This is a genomic window from Chryseobacterium takakiae (assembly GCF_900129385.1).
Lineage (GTDB): Bacteria > Bacteroidota > Bacteroidia > Flavobacteriales > Weeksellaceae > Chryseobacterium > Chryseobacterium takakiae.
Map to the genome: position 1 here is coordinate 1 of NZ_FQVO01000011.1, position 21,890 is coordinate 21,890.

A 21,890-nucleotide genomic window follows, 5' to 3' on the forward strand; every position below is an offset into this window, starting at 1 on the left:
CGTTCAGGGTTTAAAGTTTCAGGGTTTAAGTTCAGGGTTTAGAGTTTAAGACTTAACGTTAGGGTTTAAATTAAGATTGAATATTCAGCGTTTGACGTTTTAATATTTAAAATATTTACGATCAGATTGGAAGTCCCGGATTTTATTATTAACCTGAGTTCGGTAGCAAAATTTAAAAATAATTGGCCGTCTTTTACTGTTTTCAGGTTAAGTGACGGTTTTTTGGTAAAGAAGCAATAAGCAGTTAGTACACCAAATGTTCATTTTATTATTTAACCTGAGTTCGGTAGCAAAATTTAAAAATAATTGACCGTCTTTTACTGTTTTCAAGTTAAATGACGGGTTTTTGGTAAAGAAGCAATAAGCAGTTAGTACACCAAATGTTCATTTTATTATTTAAATTCAGGCGGCATACAGGAACACCCTGGTCAATATCTTTCCTCTATCACTCATACCTCTTCTTCACGACCTAAAACTTTACCTCTCACCTCACCTCTCACCTCTCACTTCTCACTTTTTACCTCTCACTTCTTACTTCTTACTTCTTACTTCTCACTTTTTCACTTCCACCTAGCCTCGATAGAAACGGTTACCCCGCAGCAGAAGATGAAAGAAGGGGATTATGCCCGGAAAAACCCCGGCGCGAGGAGTATGAGTGGATAGCGAGATATAGCTCCTTGGAAAATTAATAAATTATGTTATTTCTAATTGTAAAAATTAAAATAGATGAAATCTTTTACGGTTCGCTGATATATATTGTAACTTTATGATATGAAAGAGCATATTGTGAGAGGTTTCAGATTCGGTAATTACCAGCCGCCCGAAATGTCTGTATTTGACAGGCTGCTGGAAATTTTTACGGATCTGCTAACCCATACTTCAGGGGACTTTGATGAAGCGATCGACTGGCTGCGTATGCTGGACGAAGAATATGAACTAACAACACCGGATTATACCATTGATGATTTTATAGAAGATTTGAAGAAAAAAGGATACATTCGTGAGGAAGTGAATCCCAATGGAAGCGGAAACGGCATACGCCTAAGTGCCAAAATGGAACAAAATATCAGGAAGCAGGCGCTTAACCAGATATTCGGTAATCTCGAAAAAAGTGGTTCCGGTAACCATAAGACAAACAAAAGCGGAACAGGAGAAGATACTACGGGCGAATTCCGAAACTATAATTTTGGCGATCTGGTAGAGAAAATTTCTATTACTGAAAGTATCAAGAATGCCCAGATCAATAATGGAGTTGATGAGTTTCACCTTACAGAAAATGATCTGATGGTTGAAGATAGTGTTCATCAATCCCAGATGAGTACCGTGTTGATGATTGATATCAGTCACAGTATGATTTTATATGGTGAAGACCGCATTACGCCTGCAAAGAAAGTTGCGATGGCACTTGCTGAGCTGATCACAACAAGATATCCGAAAGATACGTTGGATATTATTGTTTTCGGAGATGATGCCTGGCCGGTTAAAATTCAGGAATTGCCTTATCTGCAGGTAGGTCCTTATCATACCAATACGGTTGCAGGACTGCAACTTGCTATGGATATTTTACGGCGTAAACGAAATACCAACAAACAAATTTTTATGATCACCGATGGTAAGCCCAGCTGTGTACGGGAACCGGACGGTACCTATTATATGAATTCTTACGGGCTGGATGAATATGTTGTACAAAAATGCTATAATATGGCTGCTCAGGCACGCCGGCTACATATTCCGATCACTACCTTTATGATCGCCCAGGATTCTTATCTTCAACGATTTGTTCAGGAATTTACAGAAGCAAACCAGGGCAAAGCCTTTTATACCGGACTTAACGGTCTCGGACAGATGATCTTTGAAGATTATGAAGCAAACCGCAAAAAAAGAATACGTTAAATTTAAAGTGTTTATCAACATTAATTATAATCCAAATCAATAGAATACAATGACTGCAAAGCCAGATATAAAAACATTAGGTTCATTAAAAGAATCAGGATATACAATTAAAAACATAAAAGACGAATTAAGAGACAATCTGATTAATAAGATTCGAAATAAAGAGAATGTATTTGAAGGAATTTTTGGTTACGAAACCACGGTCATCCCACAACTGGAGCACGCTATTCTCAGCCGCCACAATATCAATTTATTAGGCTTACGCGGCCAGGCAAAAACACGGCTGGCCAGAATGATGACAACGTTGCTTGATGAATGGATCCCATATGTGAGCGGAAGTGAAATTAATGATGATCCTTTCAATCCAATTTCACGATATGCTAAGGAACTTATTGAAAAAGAAGGTGATAATACGCCTATCGAATGGCTTCACCGGGACGATAGATTTTTTGAAAAACTGGCCACACCGGATGTAACGGTTGCCGATCTCATTGGTGACATAGATCCCATCAAGGCTGCCAACCTTAAACTCTCTTATGCGGATGATAGGGTTATACACTTTGGAATGATCCCTCGTGCCAATAGGAGTATTTTTGTAATTAATGAATTACCAGATCTTCAGGCCAGAATTCAGGTTTCCTTATTTAATATTTTGCAGGAAGGCGATGTTCAGATCCGCGGATTTAAAGTCAGAATGCCATTGGATATCCAATTTGTATTCACGGCTAATCCGGAAGATTATACCAATAGAGGAAGCATTGTTACACCTCTAAAAGACAGAATAGGGTCACAAATCCTTACCCATTATCCGGAAAATATACATGTCGCGAAGGAAATTACAAAATATGAATCCAGCTTAGACAGTCGACAGAATAACGGAATATATGTTCCGGAACTGGCAAAAGATCTTTTGGAGCAGATCGGTTTTGAAGCCCGTGACAGTGAATTTGTTGATTATAAAAGCGGCGTGAGTGCACGTATGAGCATCACGGCGTTCGAAAATCTTTTAAGTACGGCAGAGAGAAGATCTCTTTTAACGGGAGATCAGAATACTTCTGTCCGGTTAAGTGATTTCATGGGCGTCATTCCGGCCATTACCGGAAAGGTAGAACTTGTTTATGAAGGCGAACAGGAAGGCGCGGAAGCAGTAGCACAGATCCTTATCGACAATGCTATTAAAACGTTGTTCACCTCTTACTTCCCGAAAGTTGAAAAGCTGGAAAAGAAAGATGTAGCGGGACCTTTTCAACAGATTACAGATTGGTTTCTTGAAGATGACGGCTTTATAGAAATTACCGACGAATCTTCGGATGAATCCTACGCTAAAGCGCTTAACCGCATCACCGCACTCGACAAGATTATTGAAAAATACCAGCCGGATACCAAGAAGGAAGATCTTTTGTTCATGAAAGAGTTTATTCTTTGGGGATTGTCGGCGAACAAAAAACTGAACAAAGAAAGATTCCGCAGCGGAGTGTTCTTTTCCTGATAAAAGAATTCATCCAATGATGTCGACTTTGTAGGTTTATCGTTTAGAATTTTTTTAACTCCGTCGAATTATAGTATATCATCTTTTTGGAGCAATTGTATCGCATCGAAAAAGCAATGGATAATTTTTATTTGGAGCTTTTCCCGCTTTCCGCACTCGCTCATTTCTGTTTTCGGGTTGCGGCGGCGAAGCCGCCGCAACCCGAAAACAGAAATGAGCTCAAACAATAGCTTCAATCGGGGCTAGGCTGAAGACACAGATAGTAATTCAGACATCTGTAAAAAAGATGCGGAATTTTTCCGCATCTTTTTTTATAATCAATTAACTTTTATAATCAATTAACCCTTAACAGTAACCATTATCAATTTCACACCTGTATCACTCCCAGATTAAATTTCTCCGTAATTGGCGAATGATTGGCAGCTTCAATTCCCATAGAAATCCACTTTCGTGTATCTGCCGGATTGATGATGGCATCTGTCCAGAGTCTGGCTGCTGCATAAGTCGCTTCCGTTTGTCTTTGGTATTTTTTTGAAATGGTATCTAAAATTTCATTGTGTTCTTCCTCCGTAATTTCTTTCCCTTGTTTTTTCAGTGTAGATTCCTGGATCTGGGCCAGCACTTTTGCCGCCTGAGCTCCGCCCATAACCGCAAGATCTGCCCATGGCCACGCAACGATAAGCCTCGGATCATACGCTTTTCCGCACATGGCGTAATTTCCGGCACCATAAGAATTTCCTGTAATAATGGTAAACTTAGGCACTACAGAATTGGAAACAGCATTCACCATTTTCGCCCCGTCCTTAATAATTCCTCCGTGTTCAGATTTAGAACCAACCATAAAACCGGTCACATCCTGTAAAAATACCAACGGAATCTTTCTCTGATTACAGTTGGCAATAAATCTTGTGGCTTTGTCAGCAGAGTCAGAATAAATTACTCCTCCAAACTGCATTTCACCCTTTCCGCTTTTCACAAGCTTTCTTTGGTTGGCAACAATTCCTACAGACCATCCGTCGATTCTTGCTGTGGCACAAATGATACTTTTACCGTAATCAGGTTTATACTCTTCATATTCAGAATGATCGACTAAACATTTAATAATCTCATAAGTATCATATTGCTCTGCCCTTGAAACCGGCATGATTCCGAAAATATTTTCCGGCTTTTCTTTCGGCTGGGCACTTTCAATTCTGTCAAAACCTGCTTTTTCTGTACTTCCCAGAGACTTCATGATATTTTTGATCCTGTTCAGGGCATCTTTATCATCTTTTGCTTTATAATCAGTAACCCCGGAAATCGAGCAGTGTGTTGTTGCTCCGCCTAAGGTTTCATTGTCAATACTTTCACCAATGGCTGCCTTTACCAGGTAGCTTCCGGCAAGGAAAATGGACCCCGTCCCATCAACAATCATTGCCTCATCACTCATGATCGGAAGATAAGCTCCACCAGCTACACAGCTTCCCATTACTGCAGAAATCTGGATAATCCCTGCAGCACTCATTTTCGCATTATTTCTGAAAATTCTTCCGAACATTTCCTTATCAGGAAAAATTTCGTCCTGCATAGGAAGATACACGCCAGCTGAATCAACTAAGTAAATAATTGGCAGTCTGTTTTCCATGGCAATTTCCTGGGCTCTCAGATTTTTTTTTCCCGTAATCGGGAACCAGGCACCCGCTTTCACAGAAGCGTCATTGGCAACAATGATACATTGTCTTCCGGATACATACCCCATAACCACTACAACACCGCCGCTAGGGCAGCCGCCGTGCTCTTCGTACATTTCGTACCCTGCAAAAGCGCCGATTTCTATGGAATCTGAATCTTTATCAAGAAGATATTCAATCCGTTCTCTTGCCGTCATTTTCCCTTCATCACGAAGTTTTTGCAGCCTTTTTTCTCCGCCTCCCTTTTTGATTTCAGAAAGCAGACGATTTATTTCTGATAACTTTAATCTGTTTTGATCTTCTCTTTTATTGAATTCAATGTCCATATAATCACAATTTTTTCGTTTTAAAGATACTATTTTTTGAATGGAATAAAAATTGATGTAAACATTTGTTTAATAAATTGGTTTTCAGAAATTTATGAAATTTTTAACAAAAAATATATTTTTTCTGGTGCGTAATTTGCTAACTTTACACTAGAGAAAGTGAGAGTGAAATCTTACACTTTTCTCTAGTTCCTAGTTTATTTTTTTAATAGTTTATTATTTGAAGGCCCTGAAAGTTGAATAAATTTTCAGGGTTTTTGTTTGCCTGTGCAACACGAGTCACAAGCCTTTTCTCTAATACAACAGACTCCATTAAACTTTGATTTTCCGCAGTTAAGTATAAAATTGAATACATTCAATAGAAATAAAAAAATTATAAATATGCCGATTTAGTTATAAATAGTATACAGCAATCTAAATCCGATTTGTAAATTTGCAAAAAATAAAAAAAGAAGTAGGATATGCATAAACTGGCTCTTTTCAGATTGCATTTGATTGTGTTTTTATGGGGATTTACAGCAATTCTGGGAAAATTGATTCATGCCAATGCGGAGATTCTTGTATTCTACAGAATGTTATTTGCTGCTGTCTTCTTATATATTTATATCAGAATTTTTAAAAAAGAAAGCATTAAAGTTTCAAAAAAGATCTTTTTCCAGCTTGCGGCAATAGGTTTTTCCATGGCTTTGCATTGGTACTGTTTTTTTTATTCCATTAAGATTTCCAATGTTTCCATTGCTTTAAGCTGCCTCTCATTATCAACCTTATTTGCTTCCATTATGGAACCTATTATTTTTAAACGGAAGATTGATATCTCGGAAGTTATCATGGGTGTTGTGATTGTGGCATGTATTCTTTTGATATTCAAAACGGAATTCAGATTCAAGGAAGGAATCTTTTACGGAGTATTTTGTGCCATTTTCGGAACTGTTTTTTCAGTATTCAATGGTAAAATGTTTGGGAAAACAAGCTCAGGAAATATTATTTTTTACGAAATATTCTCCGGATGGTCTATTTTAATGATAATTTATCTGTTTACCGGACAAATTTTTCACATGAATGAAATAAGTTACCGTGATATTGCGTTAATATGCTTGTTAGCAAGTGTTTTCACCGCCTTTCCGATGCTGGAATCGGTGAATCTGATGAAATATATTTCGCCTTTTACACTAATTTTAACAGTTAATTTAGAACCGGTTTACGGAATTATACTAGCTTTTTTTATCTTTGGAGAATCAGAACATATGAGTCCTGTTTTTTATGTGGCTTCAGGAGTTATGATACTGGCAATCATTACCAACGGATTAATAAAAGCTAAGAAACAAAAAACTTTAAATTAAGCATCAACTGTATGATGAAAAAATATCTTTTACTTGTATTATTACTGATGTACGGCATCTCACAATCGCAGATCATCAGAAAGTATTCCAACGAGTTCCTGAACATCGGAGCCGGAGCCAGAGGTTTGGCAATGGGTGGAGCCGTAGTTTCCAATCAGGATGATGTATATTCTCCGATGTGGAATCCTGCAGGACTTATGGGTATAGAAAGAGACTGGCAGGGCGCAGCCATGCACGCCGAATATTTTGAGTCTATTGCCAAATACGATTATCTTGCGTATGCCAAAGTTTTGGAAACAGGGGTTTTCGGGGTTTCTGTTGTGAGACTGGGAGTCGATAACATCCTCAATACTACACAGCTTATTGATACTGAAGGAAATATTGATTACGATAAAATTACAAAGTTTTCACAGTCAGATTACGCAGCCATACTTTCCTATGCATTTAATCCCGGGGGGAATACTAAACTGGATGTAGGGATTAATGCCAAAATTGTATATCGGAATGTGGGTAAATTTGCCAACGGATACGGATTCGGATTTGATGTCGGTGCCATCTATAAAATGGACAACGGATGGAAACTGGGAGGGATGCTGAGAGATGCCACCACAACGGTAAACTTCTGGAGCGTGAATCAGAAAGAGCTTTCCACGGTAGTAAACGGAGAAGAATTCAACCCGGCACCGAAAGATAAAATGGAGCTTACCATGCCAAAGCTCAATGTTGGGGCAAGTAAAATCTTCGAGATTAACAGCAGTGTATATGTTCTGCCGGAAGCCGGTTTAAATATCGATTTTGCTAAAACAGCCGCTCTTATTTCGTCAGACATCGCAAGTATTACTCCTTATGCAGGAGCAGAACTTGGGTATCAGAAAATGATTTTTGTGAGACTTGGGGTGAACAGATTTCAGTCGATTACAGATATTGAAGATCTCAGAAGAAAAGTTTCCTTCCAGCCGAGTGCGGGAATCGGGATCAGATACAGAGGTCTTACGTTGGATTATGCCATTACCAATTCCGGAATCGGAGGATCCAATTTTTATTCCAACTTCTTTTCCCTGAAACTGGATATGGGACAATTCAGAAATGATTAATTTATTTAAAATGAAAAAAATTTCACTGGTTATATTTACAGCATATTCGATGTTTGCTTTCGGACAGAAGGTTTCCGATTATAAATACATCTCACTTCCGCTACATTTCGAAACCTTTAAGGAAGATTTTGGCTTGGCAGATATGCTGAGGAAAACACTTAAAAGTAAAAATTACACTATAGTGCCGTACGACAAATTGCAGTGGCCGGCGGAAGCACAGGCTAATCCATGCAGTGTATTGATGGCAGATGTGGTAAATGACAGCGGTCTCCTTCGAAATAAGGTATTGCTCCAGTTCCGCGACTGTAATAATAAAATAATATCCTCAACCAAAGGCAGCTCAAATATTAAAGAATTTAAAGAAGGTTTTCAGGATGCACTTAAGCAGACTTTTGTGTCGGTTTCTCCTTCCAGTCCTGTCGCTCAGTCTACTGCTGCTGCTTCCACTATTAGCACAACAGCTTCCGTTACAGAGACAAAAGAAACAGAGACTTCAAGCTCGGCTTCATCTGATAATAATGCCGTAAAATTCAGTAATGGTAAAGTTGATGTCATGAAGGTGCAGCTTGATAACAATCAGTTTATTCTGGTTAATTCTAACAGCTCTTCGCCGTATGCTACTTTCAAAACAACTACAAAAGCAGATGTTTTCAGAGTGAAACTGCAGAACGGAGATAGCACATTAGGATATTATGAAAACGGAAATATTGTCATAGAAATGCCTAAAGCCAACGGTGAATATGGCAAAGAGATATTTGTCAAGAAATAGCTTCAGATAAACAAAGGTTGGAAATTTCCAACCTTTTATTCATTATTAAAAAAGTCATAAATAACTTTCGCTTTACTTTTACCAAGAATTTCTTCAAGCGTTTCCAGGCTTGATTCTTTAATCCTTTTTACGGATTTTAATCTGGATAAAAGCATCTCAATTGTTTTCTCACCTACTCCGGGAATTTCTTCCAGTTCAGATTTTATCGTTGAATTTTTTCTTCTGGTTCTATGATGCTTTACCCCAAACCGGTGCGCTTCATCCCGTACTCTCTGCAGGATTTTCAGTGTTTCCGATTTTTTATCAAGGTACAACGGGATAGAATCTTCCGGAAAAAAAAGCTCTTCCAGTCTTTTTGCAATGCCGATGATGGTAATTTTACCATATAATCCCAATAAACGCAGGCTTTTCACCGCTGAAGAAAGCTGGCCTTTACCGCCGTCGATCAGGATCAGCTGTGGTAATTCTTCGCCTTCATCCAGCATTCTTTTATAACGACGGTAAATCACTTCTTCCATCGTAGCAAAATCATTCGGTCCCTCCACGGTTTTTGGGTGGAAAATTCTGTAGTCGGCTTTGCTGGGTTTTCCGTCTTTAAAAACAACACATGCAGAAACAGGATTGGTCCCCTGAATATTAGAATTATCGAAACCTTCAATGTGGCGGGGCTCTACCGGCATCCTTAAGAGTTTCTGCATCTCTGCCATGATGCGGTTGGTATGTCTTTCCGGATCTACAATCTGTACCTGTTTCAGCTTTTCAAGACGATATTCTTTCGCATTTTTTTCTGAAAGTTCTACGATACGTTTTTTATCTCCCACCTTAGGAACAATCAGCTTTACATTTGGGATTTCAATAGCCAGGTGAAAAGGCAGCAACACTTCCTTAGAATCCGAATCAAATTTCTGACGGATTTCAACTAAAGCCTGCTCCATGATTTCTTCATCGGTTTCCTCAAGGATTTTTTTGATTTCAGTTGTAAAACTCTGAATGATATTTCCGTTTCTGATCTTAAAAAAGTTTACATAAGCAGCAGTCTCATCGCTGGTCATTCCAAAAACATCCACATCATCGATGCTTGGATTTACTACCGTATTTTTAGCCTGGTAATCTTCTAGAGCGTCCAGTCTCTCCTTAACGATCTGTGCACTTTCAAACTGCAGGTTGGTAGCATATTTCATCATCTGGTTCATCAGATATTCTTTTGCCTTGCGGAAATCTCCTTTGATGATGCCCCGGATGGCGTCGATCTTTTCGTCATAATCTTGTTTGCTTTCCAGTCCTTCACAGGGGCCTTCGCAGTTTTTAATATGATATTCCAGACAGACTTTATATTTACCTTCTTCAATCTTCGCAGGAGCCAGATTAAGATTGCAGGTTCTCAGCTTGTAAATATGTTTGATGGTATCCAGTAAAATTTTTGCCGGACGTACTTTCGCGTAAGGTCCGTAATATTCGGAACCGTCTTTGATTTTAGTTCTCGTTAAAAATATTCTCGGAAAATCTTCATTTTTAATGCAAATCCACGGATAGGTCTTATCATCTTTCAGCATGACGTTATAAAACGGCTGATGTTCTTTAATAAGATTATTTTCTAATAAAAGTGCATCATATTCACTGTTGACAATTGTAGTTTCCAACCGGTTGATCTTTCCGACCATTATTCTTGTACGGTATCCGGAAAGGGTTTTATTGAAATAAGAAAGTACTCTTTTCTTCAGATTTTTGGCCTTACCCACATACAGCAGCTGATCGTTTTTATCATAATAACGATAAACGCCGGGTTCAGATGGTAAAGTTTTCAGCTGTAATTCTAGAGAGGGATTCATATAACAAATTTAGGGAATTTAAAGGCATAAAAAAAGCTGTAGAATCATCACGGCTTTAGAATTTATGTTAATTTTTAAAGTTTACAATATTTGACAAAAAAAAATGCTGCCCTTAATTAGGCAGCATTTGCAATATTTAATATGTTTTTATCCGTTGCTCATTGATGTATATTCATTCACCAAAAAACTGAAATAATCCCATTCCACAGAATTTTTAGGATACCTTTTCATGAATTCTGCATTATCCCCAAAAAGAAAATCATAGTTGTCCTCAAAATCATCTTTATGAAGCCACATCACTTTATCTCCTTTTTTTACATAATAAGATTTGATAACACCACCGCCCAGCTGAGGTCCGTACCCGAATGAAACACCTCCTGTTTCCTTAGCTCTCGGATCATGATAAACAGAAATGATATCATCAAATCCCGGATTGATCACCTGCATCAGGAATTCTTTATCGTCTTTTTTGTTTTTTAAAGAAACCGTTTGGTTTACAAAATATATCCTGTCGCTATTGGTGGTTTTGGTAAGTTTTCGGGTACTGTAATTTCTGATATTCCCCATGTATTTGGCCACCTTTGCAATTTTCTCAGCATTGCTTGGGTAGATGTACATTTCAGCGATATGATCAGCATCAAAAGTTTCGTTTTTTTTCGTAATGCTGTCTTTTAAAGATACTTCAAAAATCTGTCCTTTTTTGGAGTCTGTTTTACTGCAAAAACCTTTGTGAACACTTCCGTCTTTTAAAATAACAGTTGAGGTTTTCTTTGGCGATGGCATGTTGAATCCTTCATTGAAAAGATACTGTTCCATCTTTTTAATTTCTTCTTTGGAGTATTTCACTTTTTGTGCAAACGATGCAGTACTGGTAAGAACCATTGCAAACAGTAATGTTTTAAGTTTCATAAGGATATTAATTTTTTTATTCAGCAGCAAAAATAGGAAATTAATATGCTCATTCTCAGAAAATTTTCATCACATAAAATAAGCTTTCCCAATTATGGCTAAATGTGTAATTTTAAGACAAAATTTAGAGAATGATATACGGTGTAGATGTTTTAAGTTTCCATGATGTTCTGGAGATCTGTAAAACTCCCAATAAAGCTAAACTTAATAAGACAGCGAGAGAGCAAATTTTAAAATCGCAGAAGAATGTTCAGAAAATTGTAGAATCAGACCGCTGTGTTTACGGGATTAATACGGGTTTCGGCCCTCTTTGCGATACGAAAATTTCAGCCGATGAAACGGCACTTTTACAATACAATCTGATCATTTCCCATGCAGTAGGTGTGGGCAAGCCTATAGATAAAGAACTTTCAAAAATCATGATGATTGCCAAAGTTCATGCTTTGTCTAAAGGATTTTCAGGAGTTTCTCTGGAAGTCATCGAAAGAATGATTCTCATGCTGGAAAAAGATATCATCCCTGTTGTTCCGGAACAGGGTTCTGTTGGCGCCTCCGGTGACCTTGCCCCGCTTGCACATTTGGTATTGCCGCTTTTGGGCTTAGGAAAAGTATGGGTAGGAAAAGAAATTTTCCCTACAGCAGAAATTTTAGAGAAAAATGATCTTCTTCCATTGGCACTGGGACCAAAAGAAGGATTGGGGCTGATTAACGGAACCCAGTTTATCTTAGCACATGCGATTAAAGGATTAGAAAAATTTGAATATTTACTTGATCTTGCGGATATGACGGCTGCAATGAGCCTTGAAGCGTACAGAGGTTCTGCAAGCCCTTTTAAGAAAGAGCTTCATGAGATCAGACCTTTTGAAGGCAGTAAAAAAGTTGCGGCAAGAATGCTGAAATTTCTGAAAGGTTCGGAAAACCTGCAGGCTCACGAAGATTGTGAGCGTGTTCAGGATCCATATTCTATGAGATGTGTTCCACAGGTTCACGGAGCAAGCAGAAATGCATTTGAACATCTAAAAATGATGGCGGAAACGGAACTGAATTCCGTTACGGATAACCCGATTGTTCTGAGCGCCGAAGAATCAATATCAGGAGGGAATTTCCACGGTCAGCTGATGGCGTTGCCATTGGATTATGCAACGTTGGCGGCTGCTGAGCTGGGCAATATTTCCGACAGAAGAAGCTACTTACTGTTGGAAGGAAAATACGGTTTACCAAGATTATTAACGGAAAGTTCAGGACTAAATTCAGGATTCATGATCCCGCAATATACCTCAGCAGCTTTGGTTACGGAGAATAAAACATTGTGTTTTCCTGCTTCTGCCGATTCTATTCCTACGAGTCTCGGACAGGAAGACCATGTTTCCATGGGAAGCATTTCAGGAAGGAAGTTTAATCAGGTTCTGGGAAATCTTGTAAATATTTTAGCTGTCGAATTGATGTTTGCCGCACAGGGATTAGAATTCAGGAGACCGGCAAAATGCTCTAAAATCATTGAAGAAAACTTCTCAATCTTGCGATCAAAAGTTACTAAACTTGAAGACGACCGATTGATTGGTGAAGATATGCTGGCTATCGCAGAATTGATTAATGAAAGGAAATTCGTTGTAAATTAATAGTAATCAAATTACTCTTATAATAATTTTATACAAAAGCTCCTTCGTCCGGAGCTTTTGGTTTTTTAATCCAATAAAAATTTAGTTATGAAAATTCAGAGAACAGATTCTTCCGGCAAAGATTTTCGGGATTTGGTGAAACTTTTAGACGCTGATCTGGCCCTTCGGAATGGTGAAGACCAGGCATTTTATAATCAGTTTAATAATATCGATGTGATTAAAAACTGTATTGTAGTTTACATTGATGAAATTCCTGCTGCCTGCGGCTCTTTCAAAAAATTTGAAAATGATACCGTTGAAATTAAAAGAATGTATACCCATCCGGATTTTAGAAAAAGAGGTTTGGCAACTGCCATTGTAAAAGAACTTGAAGAATGGGCAAAAGAATTGAACTATAAAAAAGCGGTGCTGGAAACCTCACTGGAACAGAACGAGGCGCTCTCGGTTTATGAAAAAAGCGGCTATCAAAGAATTCCCAATTATGGTCAGTACACTGGTATTGAGAAGAGTGTCTGCTACGAGAAAACCCTGTAAATTTTAATGAATATTATTTTTAGCATAATAAAAACATGATAAAATTTGATCTTTAAGGTTCTGTAATTCAATGTAAAGTGATATCTTGGTTTACAATCAAATATTATTTTATATGAAGAAAAATGTATTTTTAGTACTTATGCTGTTTTTTGTTTTTACAGCATGTAACAGAGATGATCTGCAGAATGCAACGGCAGATATGGAAATCACTCAGAAAGATCCTCTTTCTGCAAAACAGATCAACGGTCAGATTAATGAAACCATCAGAACTAAAGGAAGGTTTTCCTGGAAAGAATCTTCCGACCATTTTGTGTGGAGTGCTATTTTTCAGGGAAATAAAATTGCTTCGATAGGTTTTGGATCTTCCTTTGACAGAAGTCAGACTCCCGACAGCAAATCGATTGAAGAAGATATTTTACAGGTAATTGAAAAATATGAAGGAAAAAGCGACAGAATTGTATTGTCCTCCGATCCGTACCTCAATCAGATGGATGTTTCTATTGAAAAGCAGGAAACGATAATCGCTCTGCGAAAAATGAAGAATATCCGCTATGTGGAACCCGCAGATTACCGCTATTTTGAAAATGAAAGAAAACTGAACGGCACTGCCAAATCCAGCAGCTCGTCATCAGGATGCGGATTTGAATCGACTGCCTTGAGTACATCAGATTACACAACCGTAACGCCTAATGCAAAAGCTCCGTGGTCTTTTTCAAAACATAATATTATCAATGCCTGGAGCTACAGTACCGGAGCAGGAGTTACCATTGGCGTCATTGACAGCGGTGTTTCTTCTGTGCAATCACTTTTAGGATCAAGCTTCAACAACGGATTGTCTTCCGGCAGAAGCATCAGTAAAAACGGAGTCTATGTAGATTCCATATGGCCGTGGAGCACAGGATACGACGGCTCGGCAGATCAATGCGGACACGGAACCAGCATGGCTTCAGCAATGGCAGCCCCGCGAAATAATATGGGACAGCCGGTGGGAGTTGCTTATAACGCAAATCTCGTTACTTACCGAGCGGCATCCAATGTCGTTCTGGATGGTTACCATGAACAGAACGGAGTAAAAATCGCCTTCACGGAATTAGGAAACAATAACAATGTGAAAATTATATCTATGTCGATGGGCCATATTTTCTCAGTCGGAAAAATTGAAGACGGGGTGAAATATGCCTATTCAAAAGGTAAATTAATCTTCTGTGCAGGCGGAACCTCTACCAGTTTTACCAATTTCGTAGGCGTTATCTTTCCGGCGTGGATGTCTGAAACACAAGCGGTGACAGGGGTAAAAGAAAATACGTCGAATCAGAAATGTGATGTGTGTCATTCCGGTGCGGAGATCGATTTTACTTATCAGATGGAAAGAGCTTCCGGAAACAGTATTCCGGTGCTGAGCTATTATAACGGACAAACCGATTATGTGGGGGGATCTTCGGTAGCAACCGCTTCCACTGCAGGAATTGCCGCTTTGGTATGGTCTAAAAATCCTTTCTGGACAAGAGATCAGGTGCTTAACAAAATGCGTCAGTCCGCAACTTATTATCCTAATCCGAATTCTGATTACGGATATGGTAATATCAATGTTCTGCAGGCAGTGCAGTAAATTCATCATTTATAGATCAACATAGAGACAGTGATGATTATTGCTGTCTTTTTATTTTTAATTCCAATTGATTATTAAGTAATTATACGTAATGTAAAATTGAGTATATCTACTCTATTATTTATCTGTTTTCTGAAGTAGCTTTGTCATGTGATCACAACAAAACATTTCGACTTTTACAATTGATGATTTATAATTATTGATGTATCTGGAGAATTTTAAAAACTAAAACTATGGAGCCAGAAACCATTCAAACGGGGCGTATCCGAAAGGCCATAAGAGTAGGGAAACAAAAATATTAATCATGACAGAACAACAAGAAACATTAGTAGGAGGCTGGACAGCATTTCACCCTCTTACTCCGGAAGATCAAAAAGTATTTGACGAAGCTATGAAAGGATTTGTAGGGGTAATCTATACACCGTACGAAGTATCTACACAAGTGGTAAATGGCACCAATTACCGTTTCAAGTGCGACGCTTCAATGCCCCCTGCAGATGTTGTTTGGCAGGCAATTGTGGAAATCTATCAGCCGATTAACGGTCAGCCACACGTTGTTGGTATCACAAGAATTTAAAAGCTTTATGCATATTCTAAGATCGGGGGATTTTTTTATCTCCCGATTTTTATTGTTTTAACCATCAGCCGATTCTCACACTCGTCATACTGAGCGAACCGCCGATTAATTCATCATTGAATAAAGACAGTTCTTCAGATGAGGTTTTCAATCCCAATATATAAATTAAGGGAAGATAATGATCAGGAGTCGGAACAGAATATTGTAATGAAATTCCCTGGTTTTGATAGTCGATAATATTCTTGAAATTGCCGTCCAAAAGCCAGTTGTTGGTTTTTTCGCGTGCTTCAATGGCCCAGTCCCATCCCGCTCCAACGGTATTGATATTTCTCCAGTCGATCAGTCTCAGATTGTGAATGATATTTCCGCTGCCAATAATCAGAATTCCTTTTTCGCGAAGTTTGTTTAGTTTTTGGGCTAAATCAAAATGATATTGCGGAGGTTTTGAATAATCAATGCTCATCTGGATTACCGGAATATCCGCTTCGGGATACATATGTTTAATAACGGACCAGGCACCATGATCCAGTCCCCAGCTGTGGTCTTCTTCTACAAGTATGGGTTTTAACAATTCAGCCGCCTCTCTGGCCAGTTCAGGAGATCCCGGAGCAGGATACTGTACATCAAACAAAACCTGCGGAAAACCACCGAAATCATGAATTGTTCTCGGCATCGACATGGCCGTTACTTTAGTTCCGTTCGTGAGCCAATGTGCTGAAATACAAAGAATGGCATTCGGTTTCGGAATTTCCAAAGCAGCCTTGCGGAATCCCTGTACAAACTGGTTTTCTTCGACAGCATTCATCGGAGACCCGTGTCCCAGAAACAAAATAGGCATTTTTTCGGTATTGCTGAAAAGGTTACTGAGGTTTTGAAGATCGTTGAGGTTCATTTTTTTATCTCATATTCATTAAAAAAGGTTCAAGGCTTTTAATCCCTGAACCTTTTATGTTTAATTATATATTTTGTTTTTGAACAGGATGGGCATCCTGTTGTGAACAGTTCGTCCCTTCGGGACTCATGTATTTTTGTCTTTTTAATAAATCGGATTAGCATCCGATTCTATTATAGGTCGTCCCTTCGGGACTCCCCAAAAATGCTGTTATATGATTACGCTTGTTTTACAAACTGTAATTCACCGGCGATCTTTACTTCTTCACTTACCATTACGCCCCCAGCTTCAAGAGCAGCATTCCAGTTCAGTCCGAAATCCTTTCTGTTGATTTTCCCTTCAAAAGAAAAACCTGCTTTTGTATTTCCCCACGGGTCTACATTGATTCCGTTAAAATCTACATCTAATGTTACAGGCTTTGTAATTCCGTTGATGGTAAGATTTCCTGTTACTTCGTTGTTCAGGGCTGAAGATTCAAAAGTAATCGTAGGATTTGCTTCTGCGTTAAAGAATTCTGCAGATCTCAGGTGGTTATCTCTGTCCGTGTTATGGGTAGAAATAGAAGCAGTTTGAATGGTTGCGGTAGTTTTAGCATTGGCGAAGCTGTCGTCTTCAGCATCAATTTCTGCGGTAAAATCGGTGAAATTTCCTTTGATATTGGAAATCATCATGTGTTTTACTTTAAAAGTAAGTTCGCTATGTGCCGGGTCTAATGTCCATTTTGTTGCCATTGTTTTGTAATTTTGATTGTTATTAATGATGCAAATTTAGATCAGAATACAGGTATGTTTCATTGACGTAGGATAAGAAATGATTGTATTTAGATTTTAATTAAAAATTTCACTTATTTCTACAATTTCAATAACAAGAAGGTAAGAAATATTTAGCCATAAATAACACCATTCCAATTGCATTGTTTTATTTTAACATTTTCTTAACGGCTCGTATTTATTTCTTATTTTTGGAGCATTCAATTTTTACCAAATGAAATTATATAAATTTTCTTTACTGATGCTGTTTTTGGGGAATTCTGCATTTGCCCAGACTCAGAAATTTACGATGGCAGAGGCTGTTAATGGGTTGAGAAGTAATCTTGCAGTGAAAAATATTTCCCAATTTTCATGGTCCGGCGACGGGAAATCCTATATTCAGGCAGTTAAAGGCGGTTACCTTATTACCGACATGAAAACAAATAAGCAGGATACGCTGGTTTCTTTAACACAGATCAATAGAAATCTTACCGAAAATACATTAAAAGCAGTTCCACAAATTAAATTCGTCAGCAATTCGAGAGGTTACTTCAATACTGCCGGAAAGATGACGTGGATTGAAAAATCAGGAAGCGACTGGAAAATAAAAAATCAGATTGCCATGGATGAAAATGCTTCAGATTTGAAACTTTTCGGGGACAACCAGACTTTTGCTTTTACGGTAAAGAATAATTTATTTGTTAATAAAAATGGTAAAACAATTGCCGTAACAAATGATACGAATGAAAATATACTGAACGGAGCCTCCAATGTCCACCGCAATGAATTCGGAATTGATACCGGAATTTTTCCGGCACCGAATTCTGAAAGCTTAGCTTTTTACCGAATGGATCAGACCATGGTTGCAGATTACCCGATCATCGACTGGTCCGTAACTCCGGCGGTGAATCATAATATCAAATACCCAATGGCAGGGCAGACCTCTCATCAGGTAACGTTGGGCGTATTTAATATCAAAAATCAATCAACCACCTTTTTAAAAATTGAAGGCGAAAAAGACCAGTATTTAACAGCGGTTACCTGGAGCCCGGATTCGAAATATATTTTTGTAGGCGTACTGAACAGAGGACAGAATCACCTTAAGATGAATCAATATGATGCGGTAACGGGAAATTTTGTGAAAACATTATTCGAGGAAACCAGCGATAAATACGTAGAACCTCAGCATCCGCTTATCTTCTTCCCAGATTCCAACACGGATTTTATCTGGCAGAGCCAGAGAACAGGATACAATCATTTGTTTCATTACAGCCTGGAAAAAGGACTGATTGCACAAATTACCAAAGGAGAGTGGCTGGTTACGGATATTTTAGGTTTTAATGAAAAGAAAAAAGAAATTTATTTTGCTTCCACCAAAGAAACTCCTTTGGAGAAACATTTGTACAGAATCAACTGGACCAATTTCAAAATGCAGCGACTGGATAATGCAGACGGTATTCATACAGGAATTTTAAGCAGTGACGGAAACCATTTGTATGATATCTACAGCAATGCCAATACGCCGAGGGTAGCGAATATCATCAATACCAACAACCTGAAATCAAATACGATTTTAACAGCCGAAAATCCGCTGAAGAATTACCAGCGACCGGAAATCAGGAACGTAACTTTAAAAGCCGACGACGGTACGCCTTTATACGGAAAGATCATCCTTCCGACCAATTTTGATGCCTCTAAAAAATACCCGGTTATTGTCTATTTATACAATGGCCCGCACTTGCAGTTAATTACCAATTCTTTCCCGGCATCCGGCAATCTTTGGTACGAATATATGGCGCAGAACGGATACATCATCTTTACGATGGACGGAAGAGGCTCTGCAAACAGAGGACTGAAATTTGAGCAGGCGGTTTTCAGAAATCTGGGAACTACCGAGATGAATGACCAGATGAGAGGGATAGATTACCTGAAATCATTACCTTATGTTGATTCTGAGCGAATGGGAATCCACGGATGGAGCTTCGGAGGATTTATGACCACCAGTTTTATGCTTCGTCATCCTGAAGTCTTTAAAGTAGGCGTTGCAGGCGGACCGGTAATCGACTGGAGCATGTACGAAATTATGTACGGAGAACGATATATGGATACGCCGCAGGAAAATCCGCAGGGTTATGCAAAATCCAATCTTCTGGATAAAGTACAGAACCTGAAAGGAAAACTATTGATGATCCACGGAGCGCAGGACGATGTAGTGGTTTGGCAGCATTCGGTTAAATTTATCAAATCTGCTGTTGATAATGGAGTACAGGTAGACTATTTTGTATATCCGGGACATCCGCACAATGTAATCGGAAAAGACAGAGTTCACCTTATGCAGAAAGTAACAGATTATTTTGATTTATATCTGAAAAAATAATTTGCCTTCATAATGAATTTTATAAAAAAAGACAGAGTACACTTTCATACGTTTGATTCGTTGAGGTTTCTGTCTTTTTTGTTGGTTTTCCTGCACCATTCGCCGATTCCAAAAGACAGTTTTCTTCATTATTTTGCTAAAGAAGGGGGAATTGGGGTTTCTTTTTTCTTTGTACTGAGCGGCTTTTTAATCACCTATATTCTGATCGTTGAGAAAATAAATGCTCACGGAAAAATTGATCTTAAAAAGTTCTTTATAAGAAGAATTTTAAGGATCTGGCCTTTGTATTACGCCATGGTTGTTTTGGCCTTCTGCACGCCTTTTGTCCTGGACTTTTTTCACATTTCCTATTCCAATGAAGGATATGAACCCAATTGGTTTTTCACCCTTACCTTCTTAGAAAATTATATGCAGATGTGGACGGGTACATTTCCCAATGTTTCACCGTTAAATGTCATCTGGTCGCTTTGTATTGAAGAACATTTTTATATCTTTTGGGGACTGGCTTTTTACTGGATTTCGTTAAAGAATATTCCGAAACTGCTGTTAGGATGTATCATTTTTTCATTTGTGATGCAGGCAGTGTATCAACATTACGGGATCATTACACTGGATCTTTTTACCAATATTCATTATTTTGCTTTTGGCGGAATTCCGGCTTATATTTTTGTTTTCAGGAAAAATATCATCAAAAAACTGGAACAGATTCCTGCAATTTATAAATACTTCTATGCGTTATCTGTTCTGACAATAATTGTTCTGACAGCAAATGCTCGCATTATATTTGATCCCAAAGCAATCTCATTTCTGCTGAGTATTTTATTTTCAGGACTGATCCTTTCGACGCTGGGAACAAAGAATGTTTTTAAAATCTCCGATACAAGCATTCTTGCTAAATTAGGAAAGTACACCTACGCATTATATTTGCTCCATACTATTTTTATCATGCTTTTTGTGAAAATAGGAAACCGTTTTGAATGGAATTGGATCATTATTGTGCTCCTGTCATTCATCTTTTCGGTCGTTTTTTCCATGTTATCCTATCATCTTTTTGAGAAGCAATTTCTAAAACTTAAAAGCAGGGTGTAGATTCAGCAATTCGTTCTTATCAAAGATCAATGTGTCTGTTTTTTGGATAAAGTAACTTTGTATCTATGAAAATCAACAATATGGAATTAGGTATCGGAATGTTTGGCGATCTTTCAATAGATCAGTCAACCGGAAAATATAGAGATGCGGGAATTAAAATCCGTGAAATAATTGATCAGGTAAAACTTATGGACGAAGTGGGAATTGATGTTTTTGCGATGGGCGAACATCACCGTCCCGATTATGCGGTCTCCTCACCGGAAATTGTGCTTGCTGCAGCGGCAAGTGTTACCAAAAATATAAAGCTTGCAAGCGGGGTAACGGTTCTCAGCTCTTCCGAACCCGTAAAAGTCTATGAAGATTTTGCAACCATCGATCTGATTTCAGACGGACGTGCGGAAATTTTCGTGGGCCGTGGAAGCTTCATTGAATCCTTTCCGCTGTACGGCTATTCTTTGAATGATTACGAAGAGCTCTTCGATGAGAAATTAGAACTTCTTTTAAAGATCAATTCCGAAGAAAATGTTTCCTGGTCGGGAAAACTTCGTGCGCCAATGCAGAACCAAACTGTTTATCCAAGAGCTAAAAATGGCGGAAAACTTCCTATTTGGAGAGCGGTAGGCGGAACACCACAGTCTGTTTTAAGTGCCGCAAAATTAGGAATGCCTTTAGTGGTGGCAATTATTGGAGGAATGCCGATACAGTTTAAAAATCTGATCGATTTCTACAAACAGGAATATCTGAAAGCCGGACATCCGGAATCTGAAATGCAGATTGCCATCCACTCGCATACTTTTGTAAGTGAAGACCAGGAAGTAATAGACGGCTATTTCCACAATTATAAGTCACAGATGGATAGAATAGGTTCTGCCAGAGGTTGGGCTCCCTACACCAAGATGCAGTATGAAGGCGGAAGAAGTAAAGATGGTGCATTGTTCATTGGGAATGCTAATGAAGTTGCCGATAAAATTGCTTATATGAAAGAGATTTTCGGGATTACGAGATTCATCGGACATATGGACGTGGGTGCTCCGGAAGATGCCATCATGAGAAAATCCATCGAATTATTCGGAGAAAAAGTAGGACCACAGGTAAAATAAAAAAAATTCCGCTGAAGTTATTTTC

Annotated in this window: 17 protein-coding genes; 12 read left to right on the top strand and 5 right to left on the bottom strand. The window is 38.5% G+C overall.

What is annotated here, in order from left to right; translation table 11 throughout:
• Positions 1–771: 771 nt before the first annotated feature.
• Together BUA76_RS14000 and BUA76_RS14005 are read left to right on the top strand one after the other, a co-directional pair.
• Positions 772–1,893: a vWA domain-containing protein gene (locus BUA76_RS14000; protein WP_072885426.1), complete on the top strand. Its 1,122-nt coding sequence runs from the start codon at positions 772–774 to the stop codon at positions 1,891–1,893.
• Positions 1,894–1,942: 49 nt separating this feature from the next.
• Positions 1,943–3,382 (top strand): AAA family ATPase, encoded by a 1,440-nt coding sequence (locus tag BUA76_RS14005; protein ID WP_072885427.1) that lies wholly within the window; start codon positions 1,943–1,945, stop codon positions 3,380–3,382.
• A 367-nt stretch (positions 3,383–3,749) separates the two neighbouring features.
• Here the strand turns inward: BUA76_RS14005 and BUA76_RS14010 are convergent, their stop codons facing one another.
• On the bottom strand, positions 3,750–5,378 hold the full coding sequence (locus tag BUA76_RS14010) for an acyl-CoA carboxylase subunit beta (protein WP_072885428.1): 1,629 nt from the start codon (positions 5,376–5,378) through the stop codon (positions 3,750–3,752).
• 461 nt (positions 5,379–5,839) lie between these two features.
• Between BUA76_RS14010 and BUA76_RS14015 the strand changes: the two genes are divergently transcribed.
• The 3 genes from BUA76_RS14015 to BUA76_RS14025 are packed head-to-tail and all read left to right on the top strand — an operon-like array spanning position 5,840 to position 8,581.
• Positions 5,840–6,718, top strand: coding sequence for a DMT family transporter (locus BUA76_RS14015; RefSeq protein ID WP_072885429.1), 879 nt, complete (start codon positions 5,840–5,842; stop codon positions 6,716–6,718).
• A 14-nt stretch (positions 6,719–6,732) separates the two neighbouring features.
• Positions 6,733–7,812, top strand: a complete 1,080-nt coding sequence (locus tag BUA76_RS14020) for a putative type IX sorting system protein PorV2 (RefSeq protein WP_178337347.1) — start codon at positions 6,733–6,735, stop codon at positions 7,810–7,812.
• 10 nt (positions 7,813–7,822) lie between these two features.
• The gene (locus tag BUA76_RS14025; protein ID WP_072885551.1) at positions 7,823–8,581 is read left to right on the top strand and encodes a hypothetical protein; all 759 of its coding nucleotides are present in this window, start codon (positions 7,823–7,825) and stop codon (positions 8,579–8,581) included.
• 35 nt (positions 8,582–8,616) lie between these two features.
• Here BUA76_RS14025 and uvrC read toward each other — a convergent pair whose 3' ends face one another.
• A complete protein-coding gene (gene uvrC, locus BUA76_RS14030) occupies positions 8,617–10,410 on the bottom strand; it encodes an excinuclease ABC subunit UvrC (protein WP_072885431.1) in 1,794 nt (597 codons plus the stop codon).
• A gap of 147 nt (positions 10,411–10,557) precedes the next feature.
• Positions 10,558–11,319 (bottom strand): hypothetical protein, encoded by a 762-nt coding sequence (locus BUA76_RS14035; RefSeq protein WP_072885552.1) that lies wholly within the window; start codon positions 11,317–11,319, stop codon positions 10,558–10,560.
• Between the two features lie 131 nt (positions 11,320–11,450).
• Here BUA76_RS14035 and hutH point away from each other — a divergent pair, with 131 nt between their 5' ends.
• The 4 genes from hutH to BUA76_RS14055 all read left to right on the top strand — a co-directional run bounded on the left by hutH (position 11,451) and on the right by BUA76_RS14055 (position 15,658).
• Positions 11,451–12,938, top strand: coding sequence for a histidine ammonia-lyase (hutH, locus tag BUA76_RS14040; RefSeq protein ID WP_072885432.1), 1,488 nt, complete (start codon positions 11,451–11,453; stop codon positions 12,936–12,938).
• An 87-nt stretch (positions 12,939–13,025) separates the two neighbouring features.
• Positions 13,026–13,472 (top strand): GNAT family N-acetyltransferase, encoded by a 447-nt coding sequence (locus BUA76_RS14045; protein WP_072885433.1) that lies wholly within the window; start codon positions 13,026–13,028, stop codon positions 13,470–13,472.
• Between the two features lie 112 nt (positions 13,473–13,584).
• Positions 13,585–15,081 carry a S8 family peptidase gene (locus BUA76_RS14050; RefSeq protein WP_072885434.1) on the top strand — a complete coding sequence of 499 codons (1,497 nt, stop codon included), beginning with the start codon at positions 13,585–13,587 and terminating at the stop codon, positions 15,079–15,081.
• Between the two features lie 304 nt (positions 15,082–15,385).
• Positions 15,386–15,658: a hypothetical protein gene (locus tag BUA76_RS14055; RefSeq protein WP_072885435.1), complete on the top strand. Its 273-nt coding sequence runs from the start codon at positions 15,386–15,388 to the stop codon at positions 15,656–15,658.
• 64 nt (positions 15,659–15,722) lie between these two features.
• Here BUA76_RS14055 and ygiD read toward each other — a convergent pair whose 3' ends face one another.
• Entirely contained in the window at positions 15,723–16,550 is an 828-nt protein-coding gene (gene ygiD, locus BUA76_RS14060) for a 4,5-DOPA-extradiol-dioxygenase (RefSeq protein WP_072885436.1), read from the bottom strand.
• Between the two features lie 218 nt (positions 16,551–16,768).
• Entirely contained in the window at positions 16,769–17,281 is a 513-nt protein-coding gene (locus tag BUA76_RS14065; protein WP_029298650.1) for a YceI family protein, read from the bottom strand.
• A 253-nt stretch (positions 17,282–17,534) separates the two neighbouring features.
• Here BUA76_RS14065 and BUA76_RS14070 point away from each other — a divergent pair, with 253 nt between their 5' ends.
• The 3 genes from BUA76_RS14070 (at position 17,535) to BUA76_RS14080 (ending at position 21,865) form a co-directional block, all read left to right on the top strand.
• Positions 17,535–19,676 carry a S9 family peptidase gene (locus BUA76_RS14070; RefSeq protein ID WP_072885437.1) on the top strand — a complete coding sequence of 714 codons (2,142 nt, stop codon included), beginning with the start codon at positions 17,535–17,537 and terminating at the stop codon, positions 19,674–19,676.
• Between the two features lie 12 nt (positions 19,677–19,688).
• Positions 19,689–20,765 carry an acyltransferase family protein gene (locus tag BUA76_RS14075; protein WP_083573240.1) on the top strand — a complete coding sequence of 359 codons (1,077 nt, stop codon included), beginning with the start codon at positions 19,689–19,691 and terminating at the stop codon, positions 20,763–20,765.
• 80 nt (positions 20,766–20,845) lie between these two features.
• Complete coding sequence (locus tag BUA76_RS14080) at positions 20,846–21,865, top strand: LLM class flavin-dependent oxidoreductase (RefSeq protein ID WP_072885554.1); 1,020 nt, start codon at positions 20,846–20,848, stop codon at positions 21,863–21,865.
• The last annotated feature ends 25 nt before the right edge of the window (positions 21,866–21,890 follow it).

What these genes read in the sequence shown, in the direction of transcription:
- BUA76_RS14080 (WP_072885554.1), top strand. Translation starts at nt 20,846, where the DNA reads ATGGAATTAGGTATCGGAATGTTTGGCGATCTTTCAATAGATCAGTCA.
- BUA76_RS14050 (WP_072885434.1), top strand. Translation starts at nt 13,585, where the DNA reads ATGAAGAAAAATGTATTTTTAGTACTTATGCTGTTTTTTGTTTTTACA.
- BUA76_RS14000 (WP_072885426.1), top strand. Translation starts at nt 772, where the DNA reads ATGAAAGAGCATATTGTGAGAGGTTTCAGATTCGGTAATTACCAGCCG.
- BUA76_RS14010 (WP_072885428.1), bottom strand. Translation starts at nt 5,378, where the DNA reads ATGGACATTGAATTCAATAAAAGAGAAGATCAAAACAGATTAAAGTTA.
- BUA76_RS14055 (WP_072885435.1), top strand. Translation starts at nt 15,386, where the DNA reads ATGACAGAACAACAAGAAACATTAGTAGGAGGCTGGACAGCATTTCAC.
- uvrC (WP_072885431.1), bottom strand. Translation starts at nt 10,410, where the DNA reads ATGAATCCCTCTCTAGAATTACAGCTGAAAACTTTACCATCTGAACCC.
- BUA76_RS14070 (WP_072885437.1), top strand. Translation starts at nt 17,535, where the DNA reads ATGAAATTATATAAATTTTCTTTACTGATGCTGTTTTTGGGGAATTCT.
- BUA76_RS14075 (WP_083573240.1), top strand. Translation starts at nt 19,689, where the DNA reads ATGAATTTTATAAAAAAAGACAGAGTACACTTTCATACGTTTGATTCG.
- BUA76_RS14015 (WP_072885429.1), top strand. Translation starts at nt 5,840, where the DNA reads ATGCATAAACTGGCTCTTTTCAGATTGCATTTGATTGTGTTTTTATGG.
- BUA76_RS14025 (WP_072885551.1), top strand. Translation starts at nt 7,823, where the DNA reads ATGAAAAAAATTTCACTGGTTATATTTACAGCATATTCGATGTTTGCT.
- BUA76_RS14035 (WP_072885552.1), bottom strand. Translation starts at nt 11,319, where the DNA reads ATGAAACTTAAAACATTACTGTTTGCAATGGTTCTTACCAGTACTGCA.
- BUA76_RS14045 (WP_072885433.1), top strand. Translation starts at nt 13,026, where the DNA reads ATGAAAATTCAGAGAACAGATTCTTCCGGCAAAGATTTTCGGGATTTG.
- BUA76_RS14065 (WP_029298650.1), bottom strand. Translation starts at nt 17,281, where the DNA reads ATGGCAACAAAATGGACATTAGACCCGGCACATAGCGAACTTACTTTT.
- ygiD (WP_072885436.1), bottom strand. Translation starts at nt 16,550, where the DNA reads ATGAACCTCAACGATCTTCAAAACCTCAGTAACCTTTTCAGCAATACC.
- BUA76_RS14005 (WP_072885427.1), top strand. Translation starts at nt 1,943, where the DNA reads ATGACTGCAAAGCCAGATATAAAAACATTAGGTTCATTAAAAGAATCA.
- hutH (WP_072885432.1), top strand. Translation starts at nt 11,451, where the DNA reads ATGATATACGGTGTAGATGTTTTAAGTTTCCATGATGTTCTGGAGATC.
- BUA76_RS14020 (WP_178337347.1), top strand. Translation starts at nt 6,733, where the DNA reads ATGAAAAAATATCTTTTACTTGTATTATTACTGATGTACGGCATCTCA.